The sequence below is a fragment of the Kribbella amoyensis genome, from assembly GCF_007828865.1.
Classification (GTDB): Bacteria; Actinomycetota; Actinomycetes; order Propionibacteriales; family Kribbellaceae; genus Kribbella; species Kribbella amoyensis.
Genome location: NZ_VIVK01000003.1, coordinates 457,784 through 475,622, shown reverse-complemented (window position 1 = coordinate 475,622; position 17,839 = coordinate 457,784). Strand labels below are relative to the sequence as shown.

Sequence of the window (17,839 nt, the reverse complement as noted above, 5' to 3'; positions counted from 1 at the left end):
GTCTCAGCCGTCGGCAGGGAACGAGACGCCCGTGTTGCTGTGGCAGCGGTAGCCGTTGGGGTTCTTGAAGTCGGAGAGGTACTGCTGGTGGTAGCCCTCGGCGTAGTAGAAGGTTGAGGCCGGGGCGATCTCGGTGGTGATCTCGCCGTAGCCGCGGTCGGCGATCACCGGGGCGTACAGGGTCTTGGTGCGCTCGGCTTCCTCGCGCTGGGCCTCGGTGGTGTAGTAGACGGCCGAGCGGTACTGGGAGCCGAGGTCGTTGCCCTGGCGCATTCCCTGGGTCGGGTCGTGGGTCTCCCAGAAGACCTTCAGCAGGTCGGTGAAGGAGATCTTCGCCGGGTCGTAGACGATCCGGACCGCCTCGGTGTGCCCGGTCCGGCCGGTGCAGACCTCCTCGTACGACGGGTTCGGGGTGTACCCGCCCGCGTAGCCGACGGCGGTCGTGTAGACGCCGGGCAGCTGCCAGAAGATCTCCTCGGTACCCCAGAAACACCCGGTGCCGAACCAGACCTCCTCGTACCCCTCGGGGGCCGGCGCGGTCTGCGGAGTGCCGAGCACGATGTTGTCCGCCGGGACGGCGAATCCGGGCTCGGCGCGGCCGGGCAGCGCGGCGTCGGGCTCGACCAGGGCTGTCTTGTGCTTGAAGAACGACATCTCACACCTCTCGCAGAGTGACTCTCATTGTCGTCCAACGCGATCTCCCGGACGAACCTTCCCCCGGGACATTACGGCGCGCTGACGTCACGCGATCAGGGCCGACGCGGTCCGCCGTACCGCCGGCGCCTCGGTGAGCTGGGCGTACGCCGACGCGAGCCGCTCGACCGCGTCACGGAGCGTGTCCGCATCCTGCGTGTACGGCAACCGCATGAACCGCTCCAGCCCGCCCTCCGCCGAGAACCGCGACCCAGCCACGAGCAGTACCCCGTTCCGCTGAGCCACGCCCACCAGACTTGAACCGACCGCGGCCGGCAGCTCACACCACAACGACAGCCCGCCCCCTGGTACCTCGAAGCGCCACGTCGGCAGGTGTTCCCGGAGTGCCGCGGCCAGGGTGTCGCGCCGGGACCGCAGTTCCAGCCGGCGTTCCGGGAGGATCGCGGCTCGGTCGCGGAGCAGCCGGGCCACCACGAGCTGTTCGAGTACCGGGGCGCCCAGGTCCATCGAGGCGCGCGCGTCCAGAACCCGAGCGACCAGCGACTCGGGGACCCGCAGCCAGCCGATCCGCAGGCCGCCCCAGAACGACTTGCTCACCGAGCCGACCGTGATCACGCCGCCCGGGTCGTACGCGGCGAACGGCGGCGGCATCTCCTGGCCGTCGAGGGACAGCTCGAACAACGTCTCGTCGACGATCGCCGTGGTCCGGCTGCGGGCGAACGCGATCGCCAGCCGCTCCCGGTCCGCGGCCGGCATCAGCCGGCCGGTCGGGTTCTGGAAGTCCACCACCAGCCAGGCGGCCCGCGGCGAGGTCTGCCGGATGGTGGCCTCCAGCAACGGCAGGTCCCAGCCACCCGGGCTCATCGGGGCGGCGACCACCCGGGCCCCGCTACGCCGGATCGCGTCCATCGAGTTCGGGTGCGTGGGGCTCTCGGTCAGCACCCGGTCACCGATCTGGGTCATCGCCCGGACCGCGATCGACGTGGCCGCGAGCGCACCGGCGGTGACGATCACCTGGTCCGGCGATGTCGGCAACCCGCGCGCCTCGTACGCGGCCGCGATCTCTTCCCGCAGCACGGGCAGCCCCTGCGGGTGGTACCCGGGCGTGGCGAGGTGGTGGGGGAGATCCTCGAGTGCTTCGGCGACAGCGGCACTCACCCCTGGTACGGCGGTCGACGCGGCGCAGGTGAAGTCGTAGAGCCCGTCCGTCTCGATCCCCGGGGCGTGGTGGCGGCCGAGTTCGGGCTCGATCCGGGACGGGAGCGCGGTGAGACTGCCGGACCCGCGCTTGCTCACCAGGTACCCGCGGTCGCGCAGCTCCCGGTACGCCGAGGCGACCGTGGTCCGGCTGACACCGAGCGCGTCGGTCAGCTCCCGCTCACTCGGCAGCCGCGAACCGGGGATGACGCGCCCGTCCGCGATCAGCAGCCGCAACCGCTCGGCCAGTGCCCGGTACGCCGGGCCGGTGGCGTCGGCCCATTCGCCCAGCAGGCCGGTCAACGTACTCGCGGGGACGTGTCGCGTGCTCATACAGTCCACTATTGCCCAAGTGGCTATCGATCACCAGGCCAATCGAGGCACAAACTGGACGAGTGACCGCCACTGCCGAAGCCCCACGCACTCTCGCCGCGCTGAACCCGCTGCAGCAACTCCGCGCCGGCCACCTGCCGCGCCGCCTGGTCCAGCTGTACGCCGGGCTGGCGCTGTACGGCGGGTCGATGGGCCTGATGATCGAGAGCAACCTCGGCCTGGACCCATGGGACGTGCTGCACTCCGGGATCACCAAGCACCTGCCGCTCAGCTTCGGCACGGTGGTGATCGCGATGAGCTTCGTCGTCCTGCTGGCCTGGATCCCGCTGCGTCAGTGGCCCGGGCTCGGCACGATCAGCAACGCGATCGTGATCGGCCTGGTCACCGACCTCACCCTGTACCTCCTGCACACCCCGGACGCGCTGTGGCTGCGGATCGTCTTCATCGCGAGCGGCATCGTGCTGAACGCGCTCGCCGGCGCGCTGTACATCGGCGCCCAGTTCGGCCCGGGTCCCCGGGACGGGCTGATGACCGGCCTGGTCCGCCGGACCGGGCTGAGCGTCCGGCTGGTCCGGACCACGTTGGAAGTCAGCGTGCTCGCGATCGGCTGGCTGCTCGGCGGCGTGGTCGGCTTCGGCACGGTGGCGTACGCCCTCGCGATCGGCCCGCTCGTCCACGTCCTGCTGCCGATCTTCACCGTCCGCCTCGACCACCCGGCCAGGACCACCTGACCCAACGGCAGGTACCAACGGCGAGGCCCTGGACCGGTGGTCCAGGGCCTCGCCTCGCAGGACCCCTCTGCCTGCGGTCTGTGGGGGAGCGGCGTCAGCCGACGGGCGCCAACTCACGCTCCTCCGGAGCCGGCTTGGCCCGTTGGCGCGGCTTCCGCGGCCACCAGGCCTTGTCACCCAGCAACGCGGTGACGCTCGGGACCAGGAAGATCGACATCACGAACGCGGAGATCGCGATCCCGACGGCGACCGAGAATCCCATCTCGGTCAGCAGCGCCATCCCGGCCAGCATCAGCGAGGAGAACGTACCGGCCAGGATCAGCCCGGCCGCCGCGACCGACGGGCCACCGTGCTCGATCGCCAGGTCGGCCGCCTCCCGTGGATCCGTCCCGCGCTCGGCCTCCTCCCGCAACCGGGCCACCATCAGGATGTTGTAGTCGGTGCCGATGGCAACCACGAACAGGTACAGCATGATCGGCAGCGAGAACGTCACGCCTGCATGACCGGCCGCGCCCTGGAACACCAGCACGGTCGCGCCGGTGGTGCTGAAGAAGCTGAGCACCACCGCGATCATCAGCACCAGCGGCGCCAGCAGGCTCCGCAGCAACAGCGCCAGGATGACCGCGATCAGCCCACCCGCGACCGGGAAGATCACCGACAGGTCCCGGGTGTTCGCGTCCCGGATGTCCGTGTAGCTCGCGGTGACCCCACCGAGCAGAGCGGTCGTACCGTCCGGCGCCTCGGCGTGGGCGGCGTCCCGCAGCTTCCCGTCGACCAGGTCGAGCGCAGAGGTCGCGTACGGCGGGTCCGCCAGCACGACGTTGATCTGGGCAACGGTCTTGTCCTGGTTGAGCAAGGCCGGCGAACCGTCCGCGGCAGCCGGGAGGACAGCTCCGACACCTTCCACCTTGGCCAGCTTCCCGGCGTATGCGGTGAGCTCGGCCGGGTCGAGCGGCGTACCGTCGGTGGACCTCACGTACACGGTGGTCGGGTTGAGCGCACCGGCGGGGAAGCCGGCCTGCAGGTCCTTGACCGCGCGGGAGGACTCGGTGTTGTCGGGGAGCTGGCTGAACGCGTCGTAGTCGACCTTCATCCCGAGCGCGCCGAGCGCGAGCGCGACCATCAGGCCGCCGGACAGGATCGCCACCACGGCCGGGCGCTTCGCGGTGAACCGGCCGAACCGCTTGAACATCGCGCCCTTCGGCGTCTGCTGCCACGACTTCGACGGCCAGAACACCTTCGGGCCGAGCAGCGACACGACCGCCGGGATCAGCGTGATCGCCGCGAACGCCATCACCGCGACCGCGATCGCGAGGCCCGGGCCGAGGCTCTTGAACCCGCCGAACACCGCCAGCAGCAGCGCGCTGAACGCGACCACGATCGCCCCGGCCGCCGACACGATCACCTCGGAGACGCGGGCGGTCGCGATCACCAGGGCCTGCTTCGGCTCCTCGCCGGCCCGCAGCCGCTCGCGGTACCGGAACAGCAGGAACAGGATGTAGTCCGTGCCGACGCCGTAGAGCACGACGGTGAGGATGGTCTGCAGGTCCTGCGTCACCTGCAGGTCGAAGGCCTTGGCCGCGAGCGCGATCAGGCCGGGCGCGATCGCGCTGACCAGGCCGACCGTGAGGATCGGCAGCAACGCGGCCACCGGGCTGCGGTAGATGAACAGCAGCAGGCCGACGATCAGGACCAGGGTCGCGATCCCGACCACCACGAACGCGTTCTCGAACGCGTCCTGGTTGTCCAGGAACAACGCCGCGTCACCGGTCACGCCGTACTCGAGCCCGCTGTCGGCCAGGGCCGGCCCGGCGACGTCGCGGACCTTCTGGACCGCGTCCAGGACGGCCTGGTCGTCGGGCATCCCCTTCAACCCGACGGAGACCAGCTGGACCTGCTTGTTCGGCGAGAGCGCCTGCGGTCCGGTCAGAGCGGCCGTGACCCGCTCGATCTTGGCGTCGGTGATCTTCTTCGCGAGCTCGGTCACCTCGGCCTGGTCGGCGGCGGTCAGCTCACCGCCGCCGGCACGCTTGACCACGATGCTCGCGGTGGCGTCGTTGGTCTGGCCGAACGCGTCCGCGGCCAGCTTCTGCGCCTGCACCGACTCGTACTTGTCGGGCAGGAAGCTGGCCTGGTCCTTGTTGGTGACGTCGGCCAGCGTGGGTGCGAACGCGACCACGGCGATCGCCGCGATCACCCAGGCGGCGATCACCTTCCAGGGGTTGTGGACGACGAATCGCCCGAGCCGAGTGAACACGGAACCCTCCTGAGCTGCTGTCTACCTGCCGGTCGGTTGGTAGACTACCTGCCGTCCGGTAGGCACGGGAAGTGAGAAAGTGGTGACATGCAGCACGAGACGCGAACCCGGGACACCAAGAGCGAGATCCACCGCGCCGCCCTCGAGCTGTTCTCGAGTCAGGGGTACGAGAAGACGAGCCTGCGCGAGATCGCCGAACAGGTCGGGATCACCAAGGCGTCGCTGTACTACCACTACTCGTCGAAGCAGGACCTGCTCCGGGCGATCATCGGCACGTTCTTCGACGACATGAACCAGATCTTCGAGCTGATCAAGACGGTGCCCTGGTCACCGGAGAGCGAGCGCGAACTGCTCGGGGCGTACCTGGACGTCGTGATCAAGCACCGGTCCACCGGGCCGACCGTGCTGCGGGACGTGGCCGCGGTGCTGGCCGCGTTCGGCGACGACCTGGACGACCTGATCGCGCGCAGCCGCGCCTTCCAGCTCTGGCTGGCCGGGGACGATCCGACGCCGCGGGACCGGGTGCTGGCGGCGGCCGCGGTCGAGGTGATCGGCGCGGTGCTCTCCTCCGGGCTCAACACGGCCGAGATCAGCGACGCCGAGCTCCGGGCCCATCTGCTCGATGCCGCAACCGCCGTTCTGGCACTGCGCGCCCACGCCCCCGCCGACGCCTGAGGCCTGGCCGGTCCGGACAAACGAAACGCCCGCCGACGGGGGACCGTCGACGGGCGCTGCACGGAGTACGGAAGGTCAGATCTCCTTGCCGTCGGGCTTGCGGTGCTTGCCGCCCTGCTTGTTCTCGGCGGCCTGGCCCGGCTGACCGGCGGCCGGCTTCTGCTGGACCGCCCCGGCGGCCGGCGAGCTGCCCTGCAGTGCCCAGGCCAGGTTCTGCGCCTTGTTGACGCCGGTCTGCGCCGACTGCAGCTCGGTGCGCTTCGCGTCGATGAACTTGCCGAGGTTCGCCTCGGCCTTCGCGAGCTGCTCCGGCGTCGTGGCCGTCGCCACGTGGGAGAGGTGCTCGGCCAGTTGCAGGTTCGTCGGCAGCTTCAGGTCCGGGCCCTGCAGTTCCGGCGAGCTGCGCCGGGCGGCGATCCCGGCGAACGCCGCGCTCGCCCGGGCCGCTCCGTTGCTGATCTTCTGGTTGAACCACCGCGAGCCCTTCGCGGCGGTCTCCTTTCCGGCGGCCACCGCCTTGCCCGCCGCTTCCTTGCCCGAGGCGACCAGGTCGCGGCGGGTGTCGCCGGCCCACTGCTTCGCGTTGGCGACGTTCTCCTTGACGTTGCTGACCATCTCCGCCCTGCGCTCACTGCGCGCGGCGGACTTCGTCTCGTGCTTCTCCTTGGCCTGCTGGTACCTGTTCTTGCCGCTGCTGGCCAGCCGCTGGGCGAAGTCGCTCAGCCGGGTGGTGTTCCGCTGGGCGAAGTGGACGGTCCGCGCGATGGCGTTGTAGACCGGGCCGAGCGCCTGATGGGTCCGGATGGACCGCTGCAGCGCGACCTGGGACTTGGTGTCGAGGTTGGCCAGCCATTCCAGCGCGGCCTTCTGGTCGCCCTGCTTCCACAGACCCTCAGTGCTCATCAGTACTCCTAGTCGAGGTAGACCGCATAGTTGACACCCACCGCCGGTGTCAGCGGGTCCTTGGTCGGCTTGTTGCTGAACAGGTGGAACTGCGCGCCGGGCCGCAGCCAGACGGCCAGGTGCCGGCGGTCGGTACCGGCCCCGGGCGCCCACTCGTCGAGGAACGTGGGGCTGGACTCGTCGCCGACGTAGTCCGGCTCGCCCCAGTGCTTCACGGCCAGGGCCAGGTGGTCCGGCCAGTGCGCGTCCAGGCCCGCCTCGGCCTGCGCGATGTCGTCCGGCCCGATCTGGTACGCCGACCAGCCGGAGTTGCGGCAGTCGGAGAACGTCAGCCCGTCGAACACGACCATGGTGGTCCCGCGCCGGGTGGTGAAACCCCAGGAGGCGGCCACCTCGTCGATCGTCTCGCCCGGTTCCAGCGGCCACGGCTGCCAGCCGGTCGCCGCCATCACGCGCTGGACCAGGGCGCGTACCACTGCTTCACCGGTCTCGTCCGAGTCCGGCCCGGCGACCGCGGTCCAATCCGACACGTCGCCGAGGTCGGCCATCGCCAGGTCGTCCTCGTCGAGCGGTCTGTCCTGCGTCTTCATCCCTGTGCCCTGTTCCTTCCGTCCACGGGGTCACGGCTCGGGGGCAACAAGCCGTCTGCGCAACGCTAAGGCCCGGCAGGTCCATCCGCGACCCGCCCGCGGTTCGTCCGGAGCCGGTCCGGCGACGCGATCGGCTGATGCTGCCCGCCGCGGGGGCGCTCCCACCCGCGGCGGTTACGCCTCAGTCCCGCTCTCGGTGAGCCGGGGTCTTGGTCGCGGTGCCGTGCCGGCTGGTCTCCGGGGCCTCGCCCTTCTGGCCGGCCGCGCTGGACTTGTCGGCCTTCGGCGCGTTCTTCACCGCACCCGACGCCGGCGCGTTGCCGTCGAGCGCCCAGTCCGGCGCCCGGTGCTTGCCGCCCCCGGACTCCTGGCCACCGAACTTGTCCGACTTCTCCGCCGCCTCCGATGCCAGCGGCACCGAGTTGTTCACCGAGGCGTGGAAGGCCTTCGCCAGTCTCGCTTTGTCCTCGGGCGACTGACCCTGACCGGGCGTCTGAGCGGGAGCTGACTGCCCCAGTGTCGCGGGCCGGGGCGTGGCCTGACCGGGGCCGGCCGTCCAGGCGGGGTCGACCCGGCCGGTGGCCGGCTGAGCGGCCTGGGCTGCCCGGGCCGCGCGGCCGGTGGGGTTCTGGCGACGCTCGTTGTAGTCGTCCCGGAACTTCCGCGCCTTGTCGACCGAGCCGCTCTTCACCGCGTTCTTCCAGCGCGACATGGTGTTGACGGCGTTCGCCACGCGCTGACCCGCTGACTGCGACGGCGCGGCATGGGCCGGCCGGGATCGACCGGCAGGGGCCGCGGTGGGGACGTGCGTCCCGGCGGCGGACGCTCTGGCGGCGGCGGTGCGGGGGTCGAGGGACTGGGCCATCTGTGCCTTGACGAAGTGGGCCAGGTCGGCCTTGCCGATCTTCGACCGCCCAATCACCTCCCGTACTGCCGGGTCCATCCGCTTCGCGTCCCGGGCCGCCTGGGCGAAGGCGGCCTTCAGCGTCGCCGTGCCCTGCCGGGTCTCCCGCCAGCGGGTGACCCGGTTCTGCACCATCTTGACCGGGTTGAAGGTCCGCTGCCGCGGCCGGTCGGTCGCCGCGATCTGGCCGGCGGCCATGCCATCGAGCTGCTGGGCGAGCCCCCCGTCGCGGTTGGCGTGCGCGGAGATCTGGGAGTGCGCCAGCGCCTTGAGGTCCTCTTTGCCCAGTTTCGCCCGGCCGACGGCCGCCCGGACGGCCGGGTCCATCCGCTTCGCGTCACGCGCGGCCTGCGCGTAGGCGGCCTTCAGTGTCGCCGTGCCCCGGCGGGTGTTCCGCCAGCGCGAGACGCCGGCGGCCAGCCGGCGAATCGGGTTCCGCGAGGGTGCGCGGTGCGGCGTGCTCATCAGGCCTCCTAGTCGATGTACACGGAGTAGTTCACCCCGACCGCCGTACTGAGCGGCTGGCGGGTCGGCTTGTTGCTGTACAGGTGGTACTGCGCGCCGGTCCGCAACCAGACCGCAAGATGCCGACGCCCCGAACCGGCGCCCGGTTCCCACTCGTCGGCGAACATCGGCGCGCTGTCGTCGCCGAGGTAGTCGGGCTCGCCCCAGTGCTTGCGGGCCAGCGCGAGGTGGTCCGGCCAGGCCGCGTCCAGGCCCTTCTCGGCCGCCGCGATGTCGTCCGGGCCGATGTCGTACGCCGACCAGCCGCTGTCCGGGCAGTCCGAGAAGGTCAGCCCGGCGAACACGATCATCGTGATCCCACGCCGGGTGGTGAACCCCCAGGACGCCATCGCCTCGTCGATCACCTCGCCCGGCTCCAACGGCCACGGCTTCCAGTCGGTGGCGTTCATCACCCGGTAGACCAGGGCGCGGACGACCTCGGGGCCGGCCGCGTCGTCGTCCGGACCGGCGATCCGGGTCCAGTCGGTGATCTCGGCGAGGTCGGCCATCGCCAGGTCGTCCTCGTCCAGGGGTCTGTCCTGGGTCTTCATCCCGCGCGGTGTCCTTCCGTCCATGGCCGGCCGGCCTCTGGGGAAACGTTAGATTCCGACGGGGCCAAACCGCCCGACACGCCGGGGCACGGCCGAGTCCGGCCGGGATTCGCCGCCGATCCGTGATCGGTGGACCGGGCCGCGGGCGGGGTAGGACCAGGACGTACGCTGGTCCGGTGAACGACGAACTCCGGCAGTACGGTTTCGAGACGCTCGCGATTCACGCGGGCAACGAGCCTGACCCGACCACCGGCGCGGTGGTCCCGCCGATCTACGCCACCAGCACGTACAAGCAGGACGGCGTCGGCGGGTTGCGGAACGGCTACGAGTACTCGCGGTCGGCGAATCCGACCCGGACCGCGCTGGAGGAGTGTCTCGCCGCGATCGAAGCGGGCCAGCGCGGGTTCGCGTTCGCCAGCGGGCTCGCGGCCGAGGACACCCTGATCCGGTCGATCTGCGTCCCCGGCGACCACGTGGTGTTCCCCGACGACGCGTACGGCGGCACGTTCCGGCTGTTCTCCCGGGTGCTCGGCACCTGGGGCGTCGAGATGACCCCGGCCGCGGTGACCCACCCGGACGCGATCCGGGCCGCGATCCAGCCGGGCCGGACCAAGGTGGTCTGGCTGGAGACGCCGACCAACCCGCTGCTGAACGTGGCCGACATCGCGATCGTCGCGCAGATCGCGCACGAGGCCGGCGCGCTGCTGGTGGTCGACAACACCTTCGCCTCGCCGTACCTGCAGCAGCCGCTCGAGCTCGGCGCTGACGTGGTGGTGCACTCGACCACGAAGTACATGGGCGGGCACTCGGACGTGGTCGGCGGGGCGCTGATCGTCCGGGACCAGGAGCTGGCCGACAAGATCGCCTTCCACCAGAACGCGATCGGCGCGGTCGCCGGGCCGTTCGACTCCTGGCTGGTGCTGCGCGGCATCAAGACGCTCGGCGTCCGGATGGACCGGCACAGCGACAACGCGGAGAAGGTCGTCGAGTTCCTGCAGCGGCACCAGGCGGTCAGCTCGGTGCTGTACCCGGGCGTCGACGGCCACCCTGGCAGCGAGACCGCGGCCAAGCAGATGAAGCGCTTCGGCGGCATCGTGTCGTTCCGCGTCCGCGGTGGTGAGCAGCAGGCGATCGACATCTGCAACAAGGCCGAGGTGTTCACGCTGGGCGAGTCGCTCGGCGGCGTCGAGTCGCTGATCGAGCACCCGGGCAGGATGACGCACGCGTCGGTCGCCGGGACCCCGCTCGAGGTGCCGGCCGACCTGATCCGGCTGAGCGTGGGGATCGAGACCGTCGACGACCTGCTCCAGGATCTCGACCGCGCGATGGCGTGACCACCCGGTGGGTGGCGGTCGACTTCGGGTCGACCTTCACGAAGGCCGTCGCGGTGGACGGTGGCTCGGGTGAGCTGATCGCCCGGGCCGAGTACCGCACCACGCTCGGTACCGACGTGATGGACGGCTGGTCCGCCTGCCGGCAGCAGTTGCTCGCGGTCGACCGCGGGCTCGAGCGGGCCGAGGTGCTGGCCTGTTCGAGTGCGGGCGGCGGCCTGCGGATCGGTGTCGTCGGCAACGAAGAGCTGGTCACCGCCGAGGCCGGTCGCCGGGTCGCCCTGTCCAGCGGTGGCCGGGTCGTCGCCGTGGTCAGCGGCGGCCTCACCGCCACCTCGTTGAAGCAGCTGCGGTCCGACCGGCCCGACGTGGTCCTGCTGCTCGGGGGGACCGACGGCGGCAACTCCGCGGTCCTGACGAACGCGGCGGAGGTTCTCGCCCGGTACAGGTGGCGTCGCCCGGTCGTTGTCGCGGGCAACATCGAGGCCCGGGGCCAGGTGGCCGCGACCCTCGCCGCCGGTGACGTCCCGCACGTTGCCGCCGGCAACGTCGTCCCGGAGATCGGGGTGTTCGCGCCGGACGGTGCGCGGGCCGCGATCCGGGAGATGTTCCTGGCCCACGTGATCGGCGGCAAGCACCTGTCCCGCGACCCCGGGTTCGCCGCGATGATCCGGGCCGCCACCCCCGACGTCGTGCTGCGGGGCGTCGAGGTGCTCGCCGGGATCCACGGGGACGTCGCCGTGGTCGACATCGGCGGCGCGACCACGGACGTGCACTCGGTGATCGAGCTCGACCCGGAGGACGCGAACCTCGGCCGCGAGGTGGTCGCGACCCACCCGGTCACCCGGACCGTCGAGGGCGACCTGGGGATGCGGTGGAGCGCGGTCCCGGTGGTCCAGGCCGGAATCGAGGCCGGGCTGCTCACCGACGACCCCGCCCTCCTCACCGCGGCGCAACGGCGACACGACGACCCGGCGTACCTGCCGGGCGGGAGCGGCGAGGCGGCGTACGACGAGACGCTGGCGCGGGTGGCCGCGACGGTGGCACTCAGGCGGCACGCGGGGCGGCAACGCGTCGTGTTCGGTCCTGGCGGCAGGGTGATCGAGCGGTCCGGCAAGGACCTGCGCGAGGTGGATCTGCTGGTCGGGTCCGGGGGAGTGCTGCGGCACAACCCGCCCGAGGTGGCCGAGCGGATCCTCGGCGCGGTCGCGCACGGTGCCCGCGAGGAGGGCTGGCTGGTCCCGGCCGAGGCGCGGACCTGCGTCGACCAGGACTACGTGCTGGCCGGCGTCGGTCTGCTGGCCGAGGTGGATCCGCTCGCAGCGGAGGGCCTGGCCCGGCGTGTGGGTTCGGGCATTCATGGAACGGCCGGTCAGGGGCACTAGTCTCGGGACCAGCTAGCTGGGAGGGGTGTGATGAGCGAGCCCAGGGACACCGAGGACCCGGACCAGGTGGACGTACCCGAGGTCGGGCGCGACGGGCCCAGCCCGGTGGCGGACAACGAGGTCGCCGACAACGTCAGCGACAGCGTGGTCCCGGACGCCGCCGACCGCGTGGTGGTGGCGTCGAGCCGCGGCCGGGTGGACACCGGGGTGACGCCGGGCATGCAGATCGCGAGCGCGTGGGCCTGGCGGTTCCTGGTGGTCGTGGCCGCGCTCGGCGTGATCGGGTACCTGCTGCGGTACCTGTCCGAGGTCGTCGTCCCGGTCACCGTCGGGATCCTGCTCACCGCGTTGCTCGTCCCGGTCACGAACGCCCTGCAGAAGGTACGGATCCCGCGAGGTCCGTCAGCGGGGCTCACCGTGGTCGCGACGATCGTGGTGGTGGCCGGTCTGCTCACCCTGGTCGGGACGCAGATCGCCAGCCAGTTCGAGGACCTGTCCACCCAGGTCGGTCAGGGCGTGCAGGAACTCCGTGACCTGGCCCGGGTCAACCTGAACATCACCGACGCCGACATCACCAACGCGCTGAACCAGCTGCGCGACACGGTGATGTCCGGCGGCGTGATCGGGCAGCGCGCGGCCGAGGTCGGGACGACGGCGACGCACGTGGTCGCCGGGCTGTTCATCTCGCTGTTCTGCCTGTTCTTCTTCCTCTACCAGGGCGAGCAGATCTGGGCCTGGCTGGTCCGGCTGTTCCCGCGGCAGGCGCGCGAGAAGGCGGACTCCTCGGGCCGGAAGGCGTGGGTCTCGCTGACCGCGTTCGTGCGGGCGACCATCATCGTCGCGGCCGTGGACGCGATCGGGATCACGCTCGGCGCCGCGATCCTCGGGCTGCCGCTGGTCAGCGCGATCGGCATCCTGGTCTTCGTCGGCGCGTTCGTCCCGGTGGTCGGCGCCCTGGTCAGCGGCGGTGTCGCGGTCCTGGTCGCGCTGGTCGCCAAGGGCCCGCTGATCGCGGTGATCATGCTCGCCGTGGTGATCGGCGTGCAGCAGTTGGAAGCCCATGTGCTGCAGCCGTTCCTGCTCGGCCGCGCGGTCAGCGTGCACCCGCTCGCGGTGATCCTGGCGATCGCGACCGGCGTCGTGGTGGCCGGTATCGTCGGAGCGCTGATCGCCGTCCCGACGGCGGCCGTGGTGAACACCATCGTCAATCACCTGGCCGGCAACGACGTGGACCCCGAACCCCCCAGACCTCTGCCCCGAAGACCGCTCCGGCGGCCGATCCAGGACATCACCGACGGCTGAGTACCCCGGGGCTCCGGCCGCCTCGTCGCGACGAGGCGGCCCGCTGACTCAGAGAGCCGGACCCTGATTGCCCTTGCCGCGCGACCCGGTGGGCCGGGTGCCCTGCCGCTCGTCGGCGGCCGATCCTGGCCGGCTGGTCGACCGCGGCGAAGGTGTGGTGCCGGCGCGGAAGCTGTTCGCCAGGTCGTCGCCGACTCCGGCGCCCCCGCGGCCGTACCCCCTGGCGACGGACGTCAGCCGGTCCGGCGAGACGCTGTTGGCCGGCGGCCGCACGGGACTGTTGGCCAGGGCGTCCCGGTGCGCCTCCCGCTGGCGCCGAGCCTCGGCGATGTTCGGTGGTACAGCCATCACGTGCCCTCCTCGTTGAGGTAGACCGCGTAGTTTATCCCCACCGAGAGGGTCACCGGGTCTTTCGACGGCTTGTTGCTGTAGAGGTGGATCTCGGCTCCCGGTGGGGTCCAGACCGCGAGGTGACGCCGGTCCAGGCCGGCGCCGGACGCCCACTCGTCGACGAACTGCGGGCTGTTGTCGAGCCCGATGTACGCCGGTTGTCCCCAGTGCTTGCAGGCCAGCTGGAACTTGGCCGGCCAGTTCTCGTCCAGCCCGGCTTCGGCTGCGGCCAGGTCGGCGCGGCCGATCTCGTACGCCACCCAGCCGCTGAACGGGCTGTGCGGCAGGACCTGGTCGCCGTACACGGCCATCTCGGTCCCGCGCTTGGTCAGGAAGCCCCAGCCGTCGAGCAGGTCGTCGATGACGGTGTCGCGGCCGTACGGCCAGGGCTTCCACCCGGTCGCCGACTTGACCCGCCGGACCAGTTTGCGGACAGCGGCCGACCCGTTCTGGTTCCTGAACGCACCGGCGACGCGACGCCAGTCACGGACCTCGGCGAGGTCCGCCATCGCGCGGTCGTCGTCGTCCAGCGGCCGGTCGAGAGTCTTCACCAAGCTGTTCCCGTCGTTCAGAGCGTCGTCTTCCGACCGCAACCTAAAGCGCTGCGGGGGTCACTTTGAGCTGCATCGAGACGACGTCCCAGATACTGTCCAGGAAAGGGTTTGCCGGTTATCCCGCGACGAAACCGGGCCCGGACAGACCACCGCCTCCCGGGCCGTTGCGGCCCGGGAGGCGGTGGTTCGGAGTGCCGTGGGTCAGTGCATCGCGGCCGCGGCGGAGGCTTCGACGTCCTCCGGCTTCGCCTCGCCGTCGGTGCGGCCGGCCAGCCGCTGCTCCGGGGTGATGACCGCGATGATCAGCGCGATCGCCAGGAACGGCAGCGAGACCAGGAAGACGTCGCCCATCGCCTCGACCAGGCCGAGCAGCGCCCAGCCCTTCATCGGCTGCTGCAGCGCGTGCAGGGCGTCGACGCTGTTGGCCGCCTTGGCCAGCATGCCGACCATGTTCTGTGCGGTCTGCGGGACGATCTCGCCCAGGTGCTCCTTCAGCCGGCTGGTCAGCACCGCGCCGTACACCGCGGTCCCGATCGCGCCACCCATCGAGCGGAAGAAGGTCATCGTCGAGGTCGCGGTGCCCATGTGCTTGCGGGGCACGCTGTTCTGCGCGGCGGTGACGGTGATCTGCATCGACAGACCCAGGCCGGAGCCCATCACGAACATGTAGATCGCCAGCTGCCAGTACGGCGTGTGCAGGCCGATCGTGGACAGCATCACCATCGCCCCGCCGACCAGGACGGCCGAGATGATCGGGTACATCTTGTACCGGCCGGTGCGGCTCATCAGCTGGCCGCTCGGGATCGACGCGCTGAAGATCCCGACGATCATCGGCAGCAGCGCCAGCCCGGACGCGGTCGGCGACAGGTCCTTGACGGCCTGCAGGTACAGCGGCAGGAAGATCAGCGCGCCGAACATCGCGAACCCGAGCAGGAACGCGTACCCGGCGTACCCGGAGAAGATCCGGCCCTTGAACAGGTCCATCGGGATGATCGGCTCGGCCACCCGCAGCTCGATGAGGACGAAGGCGACCGCGAGCACGACCGCGGCGCCCAGCAGCCCGATCGTCGTCCCGGCGCCCCAGCCGTGGTCCGGGCCGCTCCAGGAGACGGCCAGCAGCAGCGTGGTGACCGCGGCGGTGACGACGGCGGCGCCCAGGTAGTCGATCTTGTGCGAGCGCTTCACGTGCGGCAGCTTGAGCACGGCGGCGACGATCCCGAGCGCGACCAGGCCGATCGGCAGGTTGATCCAGAAGATCCAGCGCCAGCCCGGACCGTCGGTGAGCAGACCGCCGAGCAGCGGCCCGGCCACCGAGGACAGCCCGAAGACGGCCCCGAAGTACCCCATGTACTTACCGCGCTCGCGCGGTGGGATCACGTCGCCGATGGTGGCGAATGCGAGCGACATCAGACCACCGGCGCCGAGACCCTGGACGGCCCGGAAGCCGATCAGCATCTCGATGTTCTGCGACATCGCGGACAGCACGGAACCGGCCAGGAAGGTGACGATCGCCGCGATGAACAGCGGGCGGCGGCCGTACAGGTCGGAGATCTTGCCCCACAGCGGGGTGGAGGCGGTGGACGTCAGCAGGTAGGCGGTGACCACCCAGGACAGCTTGTCCAGGCTGTTGAACTCGCTGACGATCTGCGGCAACGCGGTCCCGACGATGCTCTGGTCGAGCGCCGCCAGGAACATCCCGGCCATCAGCCCGGCCAGCACGACCAGGATCTGCTTGTGGGACAGGTACCCCGGTGCGTCCGGGGTGGACTGAGGCCCGCCGGCAGGGGCGGACTCGGTGGTGCTCATCTGGTGCTCTCCACGTTCTCTTCGGTGTTCTGCCGCGCGGCGATCGCCCAGCCCTTGTCGGCCCAGGCCCTCGGGTCGCCGCCACGTGCGTCGACGATGGTGGTGACGCCCTCGGCGAAGCGCGTCATCAGTCGCTCGAAAGTCACGATGTCCTCGTCGGTCCAGCCCTCCATGGCCTGGGCCAGCAGGGCGGTCCGGCGCTTGGCCGCGGCCTCCCATTCCTCGATGCCCCGCTCGGTCAGCTCGACCCGGAACGCGCGGCCGTCGTCGGGGTCCGCGGAGCGGCGGACCAGGCCGGCCTGCTCCATCGCCCGGACGTGCCGGCTCGTGGTGGAGGCGTCGAGCTCCATCTTGGCCGCCAGGTCGGACAGCCGCAGGGCACCGTTGCAGCGCAGCACGAACAACAGCACGTGCGCGCTGTGGTCGATCGTGTCACCCGGCGCCTTCGACTTCAGCCGCCGGCCGATCCGGGTGAACGCGTGCAGCACACCCTCGATCGGGGTCTGCGGAACGTACGCGTCATTTGCTTGCATGCTGCAAGCATATACATGCTTGCGTGATACACGCAAATGAGTTTCCTAAGATGGTCCTATCGCCGCAAGAGAGTAACTATTCGTAGTCTGACGGTCACGGACAGCGTGGGAAGAGGGTCGGATGGAGAAGATCGCAGTCGTCACCGGGGGCGGGTCCGGGCTCGGGCGGGAGATGGCGCTCGCGCTGGCGGGGGCCGGCTTCGGTGTCTGGGTGACCGGGCGGACGGAGGCGAAGCTGCGCGAGACGGCCGAGCTCGGCGCCGGCCAGGTGCGGTACGGCGTGCTCGACGTGAACGACGGCGCCGCGGTCCGGGCGTTCTTCGAGGCGCTGCCGCGGATCGACGTGCTGGTGAACAACGCCGGGATCGGGATGCCGGCCGCGTCGGTCGAGGACGTCGCCGAGGCGGACTGGCGGCAGGTCGTCGACACGAACCTGACCGGCTCGTTCCTGTGTGCCCAGGCCGCCTTCGCGCGGATGCTGCGGCAGGACCCGAAGGGCGGCCGGATTATCAACAACGGGTCGATCTCGGCGCACGTCCCGCGGCCGCACGCGATCGCGTACACCGCGACCAAGCACGCCATCACCGGGCTGACCAAAGGGCTCGAGCTCGACGGCCGCCCGCACGGCATCACCGCCGGCCAGATCGACATCGGCAACGCGGCTACCGCGATGACCGAGCGGATGGAGCAGGGTGCGCTGCAGCCGGACGGAACGACGGCGGTCGAGCCCACCTTCGATCCGCGGATCGTGGCCGACTTCGTGGTCCGGGTCGCGCAGCTCCCCGTCACCGTGGCGGTGCCGACGCTGACCGTGATGGCCGCCGGCATGCCGTACGCCGGACGCGGGTAGCGGTCAGCTCTGGACGATCAGGCCGGCCAGCGTGCCCCGGGTCCGGCGGAGGTCGTCGAGCCGCTGGTCCATCGCGGACAGCTCGCCGGCCAGGATGTCGCGGAGGTCCTGGCACCAGTCGAACCGCGTGCCGTCACCGCGGACACAGGGGAGGACCGCGCGGATCACCTCGGTGGTGAGCCCGGCCCCGAGCAGGGCGCGGATCTTGCGGACCGTCGCGACCGCGTCCTCGGTGTAGCTGCGGTAGTCGTTCGGGCCGCGGTCGGGCTCCAGCAGGCCCTGCGCCTCGTAGTACCTCAGGAGGCGCGGGCTGACTCCCGTCCGCCGGGACAACTCGCCGATCAGCATGCGCACCTCTTCGGACTTGACCTTGACACCGGTGTGAATTC

18 protein-coding genes are annotated in these 17,839 nt (G+C 70.9%); 6 read left to right on the top strand and 12 right to left on the bottom strand.

What is annotated here, in order from left to right:
* Positions 1–3 precede the first annotated feature (3 nt).
* Together msrA and yczR are read right to left on the bottom strand one after the other, a co-directional pair.
* Entirely contained in the window at positions 4–654 is a 651-nt protein-coding gene (gene msrA / locus FB561_RS36295) for a peptide-methionine (S)-S-oxide reductase MsrA (RefSeq protein WP_145814611.1), read from the bottom strand.
* An 87-nt stretch (positions 655–741) separates the two neighbouring features.
* A complete protein-coding gene (gene yczR / locus FB561_RS36290) occupies positions 742–2,184 on the bottom strand; it encodes a MocR-like transcription factor YczR (RefSeq protein ID WP_145814610.1) in 1,443 nt (480 codons plus the stop codon).
* Positions 2,185–2,246: 62 nt separating this feature from the next.
* On the opposite strand from yczR, the gene yczE reads away from it, so the two are divergent.
* Entirely contained in the window at positions 2,247–2,915 is a 669-nt protein-coding gene (gene yczE, locus FB561_RS36285; protein WP_145814609.1) for a membrane protein YczE, read from the top strand.
* A gap of 94 nt (positions 2,916–3,009) precedes the next feature.
* On the opposite strand, the gene FB561_RS36280 is transcribed toward yczE, so the two are convergent.
* Positions 3,010–5,172 carry an MMPL family transporter gene (locus FB561_RS36280; protein WP_145814608.1) on the bottom strand — a complete coding sequence of 721 codons (2,163 nt, stop codon included), beginning with the start codon at positions 5,170–5,172 and terminating at the stop codon, positions 3,010–3,012.
* 87 nt (positions 5,173–5,259) lie between these two features.
* Here FB561_RS36280 and FB561_RS36275 point away from each other — a divergent pair, with 87 nt between their 5' ends.
* Positions 5,260–5,847, top strand: coding sequence for a TetR/AcrR family transcriptional regulator (locus FB561_RS36275; RefSeq protein ID WP_145814607.1), 588 nt, complete (start codon positions 5,260–5,262; stop codon positions 5,845–5,847).
* Positions 5,848–5,922: 75 nt separating this feature from the next.
* Here FB561_RS36275 and FB561_RS36270 read toward each other — a convergent pair whose 3' ends face one another.
* The 4 genes from FB561_RS36270 to FB561_RS36255 form a co-directional block, all read right to left on the bottom strand.
* The gene (locus tag FB561_RS36270; protein ID WP_145814606.1) at positions 5,923–6,750 is read right to left on the bottom strand and encodes a hypothetical protein; all 828 of its coding nucleotides are present in this window, start codon (positions 6,748–6,750) and stop codon (positions 5,923–5,925) included.
* 8 nt (positions 6,751–6,758) lie between these two features.
* Positions 6,759–7,340, bottom strand: a complete 582-nt coding sequence (locus tag FB561_RS36265; RefSeq protein WP_145814605.1) for a hypothetical protein — start codon at positions 7,338–7,340, stop codon at positions 6,759–6,761.
* Between the two features lie 181 nt (positions 7,341–7,521).
* Complete coding sequence (locus FB561_RS36260; RefSeq protein WP_145814604.1) at positions 7,522–8,709, bottom strand: hypothetical protein; 1,188 nt, start codon at positions 8,707–8,709, stop codon at positions 7,522–7,524.
* 8 nt (positions 8,710–8,717) lie between these two features.
* Positions 8,718–9,299 carry a hypothetical protein gene (locus tag FB561_RS36255; protein ID WP_145814603.1) on the bottom strand — a complete coding sequence of 194 codons (582 nt, stop codon included), beginning with the start codon at positions 9,297–9,299 and terminating at the stop codon, positions 8,718–8,720.
* A gap of 176 nt (positions 9,300–9,475) precedes the next feature.
* Here FB561_RS36255 and FB561_RS36250 point away from each other — a divergent pair, with 176 nt between their 5' ends.
* From FB561_RS36250 to FB561_RS36240, 3 genes are read left to right on the top strand one after another with little or no spacing between them, the layout of a single operon-like run.
* On the top strand, positions 9,476–10,633 hold the full coding sequence (locus FB561_RS36250; protein ID WP_145814602.1) for a cystathionine gamma-synthase: 1,158 nt from the start codon (positions 9,476–9,478) through the stop codon (positions 10,631–10,633).
* Positions 10,630–12,015, top strand: coding sequence for a glutamate mutase L (locus tag FB561_RS36245; RefSeq protein WP_145814601.1), 1,386 nt, complete (start codon positions 10,630–10,632; stop codon positions 12,013–12,015). The genes FB561_RS36250 and FB561_RS36245 overlap by 4 nt, the downstream gene beginning before the upstream one ends.
* Positions 12,016–12,045: 30 nt before the next feature.
* Positions 12,046–13,317: an AI-2E family transporter gene (locus tag FB561_RS36240; protein ID WP_145814600.1), complete on the top strand. Its 1,272-nt coding sequence runs from the start codon at positions 12,046–12,048 to the stop codon at positions 13,315–13,317.
* 48 nt (positions 13,318–13,365) lie between these two features.
* On the opposite strand, the gene FB561_RS36235 is transcribed toward FB561_RS36240, so the two are convergent.
* From FB561_RS36235 to FB561_RS36220, 4 genes are all read right to left on the bottom strand, one after another.
* Positions 13,366–13,665, bottom strand: coding sequence for a hypothetical protein (locus tag FB561_RS36235; RefSeq protein ID WP_145814599.1), 300 nt, complete (start codon positions 13,663–13,665; stop codon positions 13,366–13,368).
* Entirely contained in the window at positions 13,665–14,258 is a 594-nt protein-coding gene (locus tag FB561_RS36230; protein ID WP_145814598.1) for a hypothetical protein, read from the bottom strand. The genes FB561_RS36235 and FB561_RS36230 overlap by 1 nt, the downstream gene beginning before the upstream one ends.
* Before the next feature lie 204 nt (positions 14,259–14,462).
* Positions 14,463–16,067, bottom strand: a complete 1,605-nt coding sequence (locus FB561_RS36225) for an MDR family MFS transporter (protein ID WP_145814597.1) — start codon at positions 16,065–16,067, stop codon at positions 14,463–14,465.
* A complete protein-coding gene (locus FB561_RS36220) occupies positions 16,064–16,600 on the bottom strand; it encodes a MarR family winged helix-turn-helix transcriptional regulator (protein ID WP_145814596.1) in 537 nt (178 codons plus the stop codon). The genes FB561_RS36225 and FB561_RS36220 overlap by 4 nt, the downstream gene beginning before the upstream one ends.
* 121 nt (positions 16,601–16,721) lie before the next feature.
* Here FB561_RS36220 and FB561_RS36215 point away from each other — a divergent pair, with 121 nt between their 5' ends.
* Positions 16,722–17,450, top strand: a complete 729-nt coding sequence (locus FB561_RS36215; protein ID WP_145814595.1) for an SDR family oxidoreductase — start codon at positions 16,722–16,724, stop codon at positions 17,448–17,450.
* A 3-nt stretch (positions 17,451–17,453) separates the two neighbouring features.
* Here FB561_RS36215 and FB561_RS36210 read toward each other — a convergent pair whose 3' ends face one another.
* Positions 17,454–17,798 (bottom strand): MerR family transcriptional regulator, encoded by a 345-nt coding sequence (locus FB561_RS36210; RefSeq protein ID WP_145814594.1) that lies wholly within the window; start codon positions 17,796–17,798, stop codon positions 17,454–17,456.
* Positions 17,799–17,839: the final 41 nt, after the last annotated feature.

Coding starts and splice junctions, on each gene's coding strand:
- msrA (WP_145814611.1), bottom strand. CDS start 654: ATGTCGTTCTTCAAGCACAAGACAGCCCTGGTCGAGCCCGACGCCGCG.
- yczR (WP_145814610.1), bottom strand. CDS start 2,184: ATGAGCACGCGACACGTCCCCGCGAGTACGTTGACCGGCCTGCTGGGC.
- FB561_RS36275 (WP_145814607.1), top strand. CDS start 5,260: ATGCAGCACGAGACGCGAACCCGGGACACCAAGAGCGAGATCCACCGC.
- FB561_RS36270 (WP_145814606.1), bottom strand. CDS start 6,750: ATGAGCACTGAGGGTCTGTGGAAGCAGGGCGACCAGAAGGCCGCGCTG.
- FB561_RS36265 (WP_145814605.1), bottom strand. CDS start 7,340: ATGAAGACGCAGGACAGACCGCTCGACGAGGACGACCTGGCGATGGCC.
- FB561_RS36260 (WP_145814604.1), bottom strand. CDS start 8,709: ATGAGCACGCCGCACCGCGCACCCTCGCGGAACCCGATTCGCCGGCTG.
- FB561_RS36255 (WP_145814603.1), bottom strand. CDS start 9,299: ATGAAGACCCAGGACAGACCCCTGGACGAGGACGACCTGGCGATGGCC.
- FB561_RS36240 (WP_145814600.1), top strand. CDS start 12,046: ATGAGCGAGCCCAGGGACACCGAGGACCCGGACCAGGTGGACGTACCC.
- FB561_RS36235 (WP_145814599.1), bottom strand. CDS start 13,665: ATGGCTGTACCACCGAACATCGCCGAGGCTCGGCGCCAGCGGGAGGCG.
- FB561_RS36225 (WP_145814597.1), bottom strand. CDS start 16,067: ATGAGCACCACCGAGTCCGCCCCTGCCGGCGGGCCTCAGTCCACCCCG.
- FB561_RS36220 (WP_145814596.1), bottom strand. CDS start 16,600: ATGCAAGCAAATGACGCGTACGTTCCGCAGACCCCGATCGAGGGTGTG.
- FB561_RS36215 (WP_145814595.1), top strand. CDS start 16,722: ATGGAGAAGATCGCAGTCGTCACCGGGGGCGGGTCCGGGCTCGGGCGG.
- FB561_RS36210 (WP_145814594.1), bottom strand. CDS start 17,798: ATGCTGATCGGCGAGTTGTCCCGGCGGACGGGAGTCAGCCCGCGCCTC.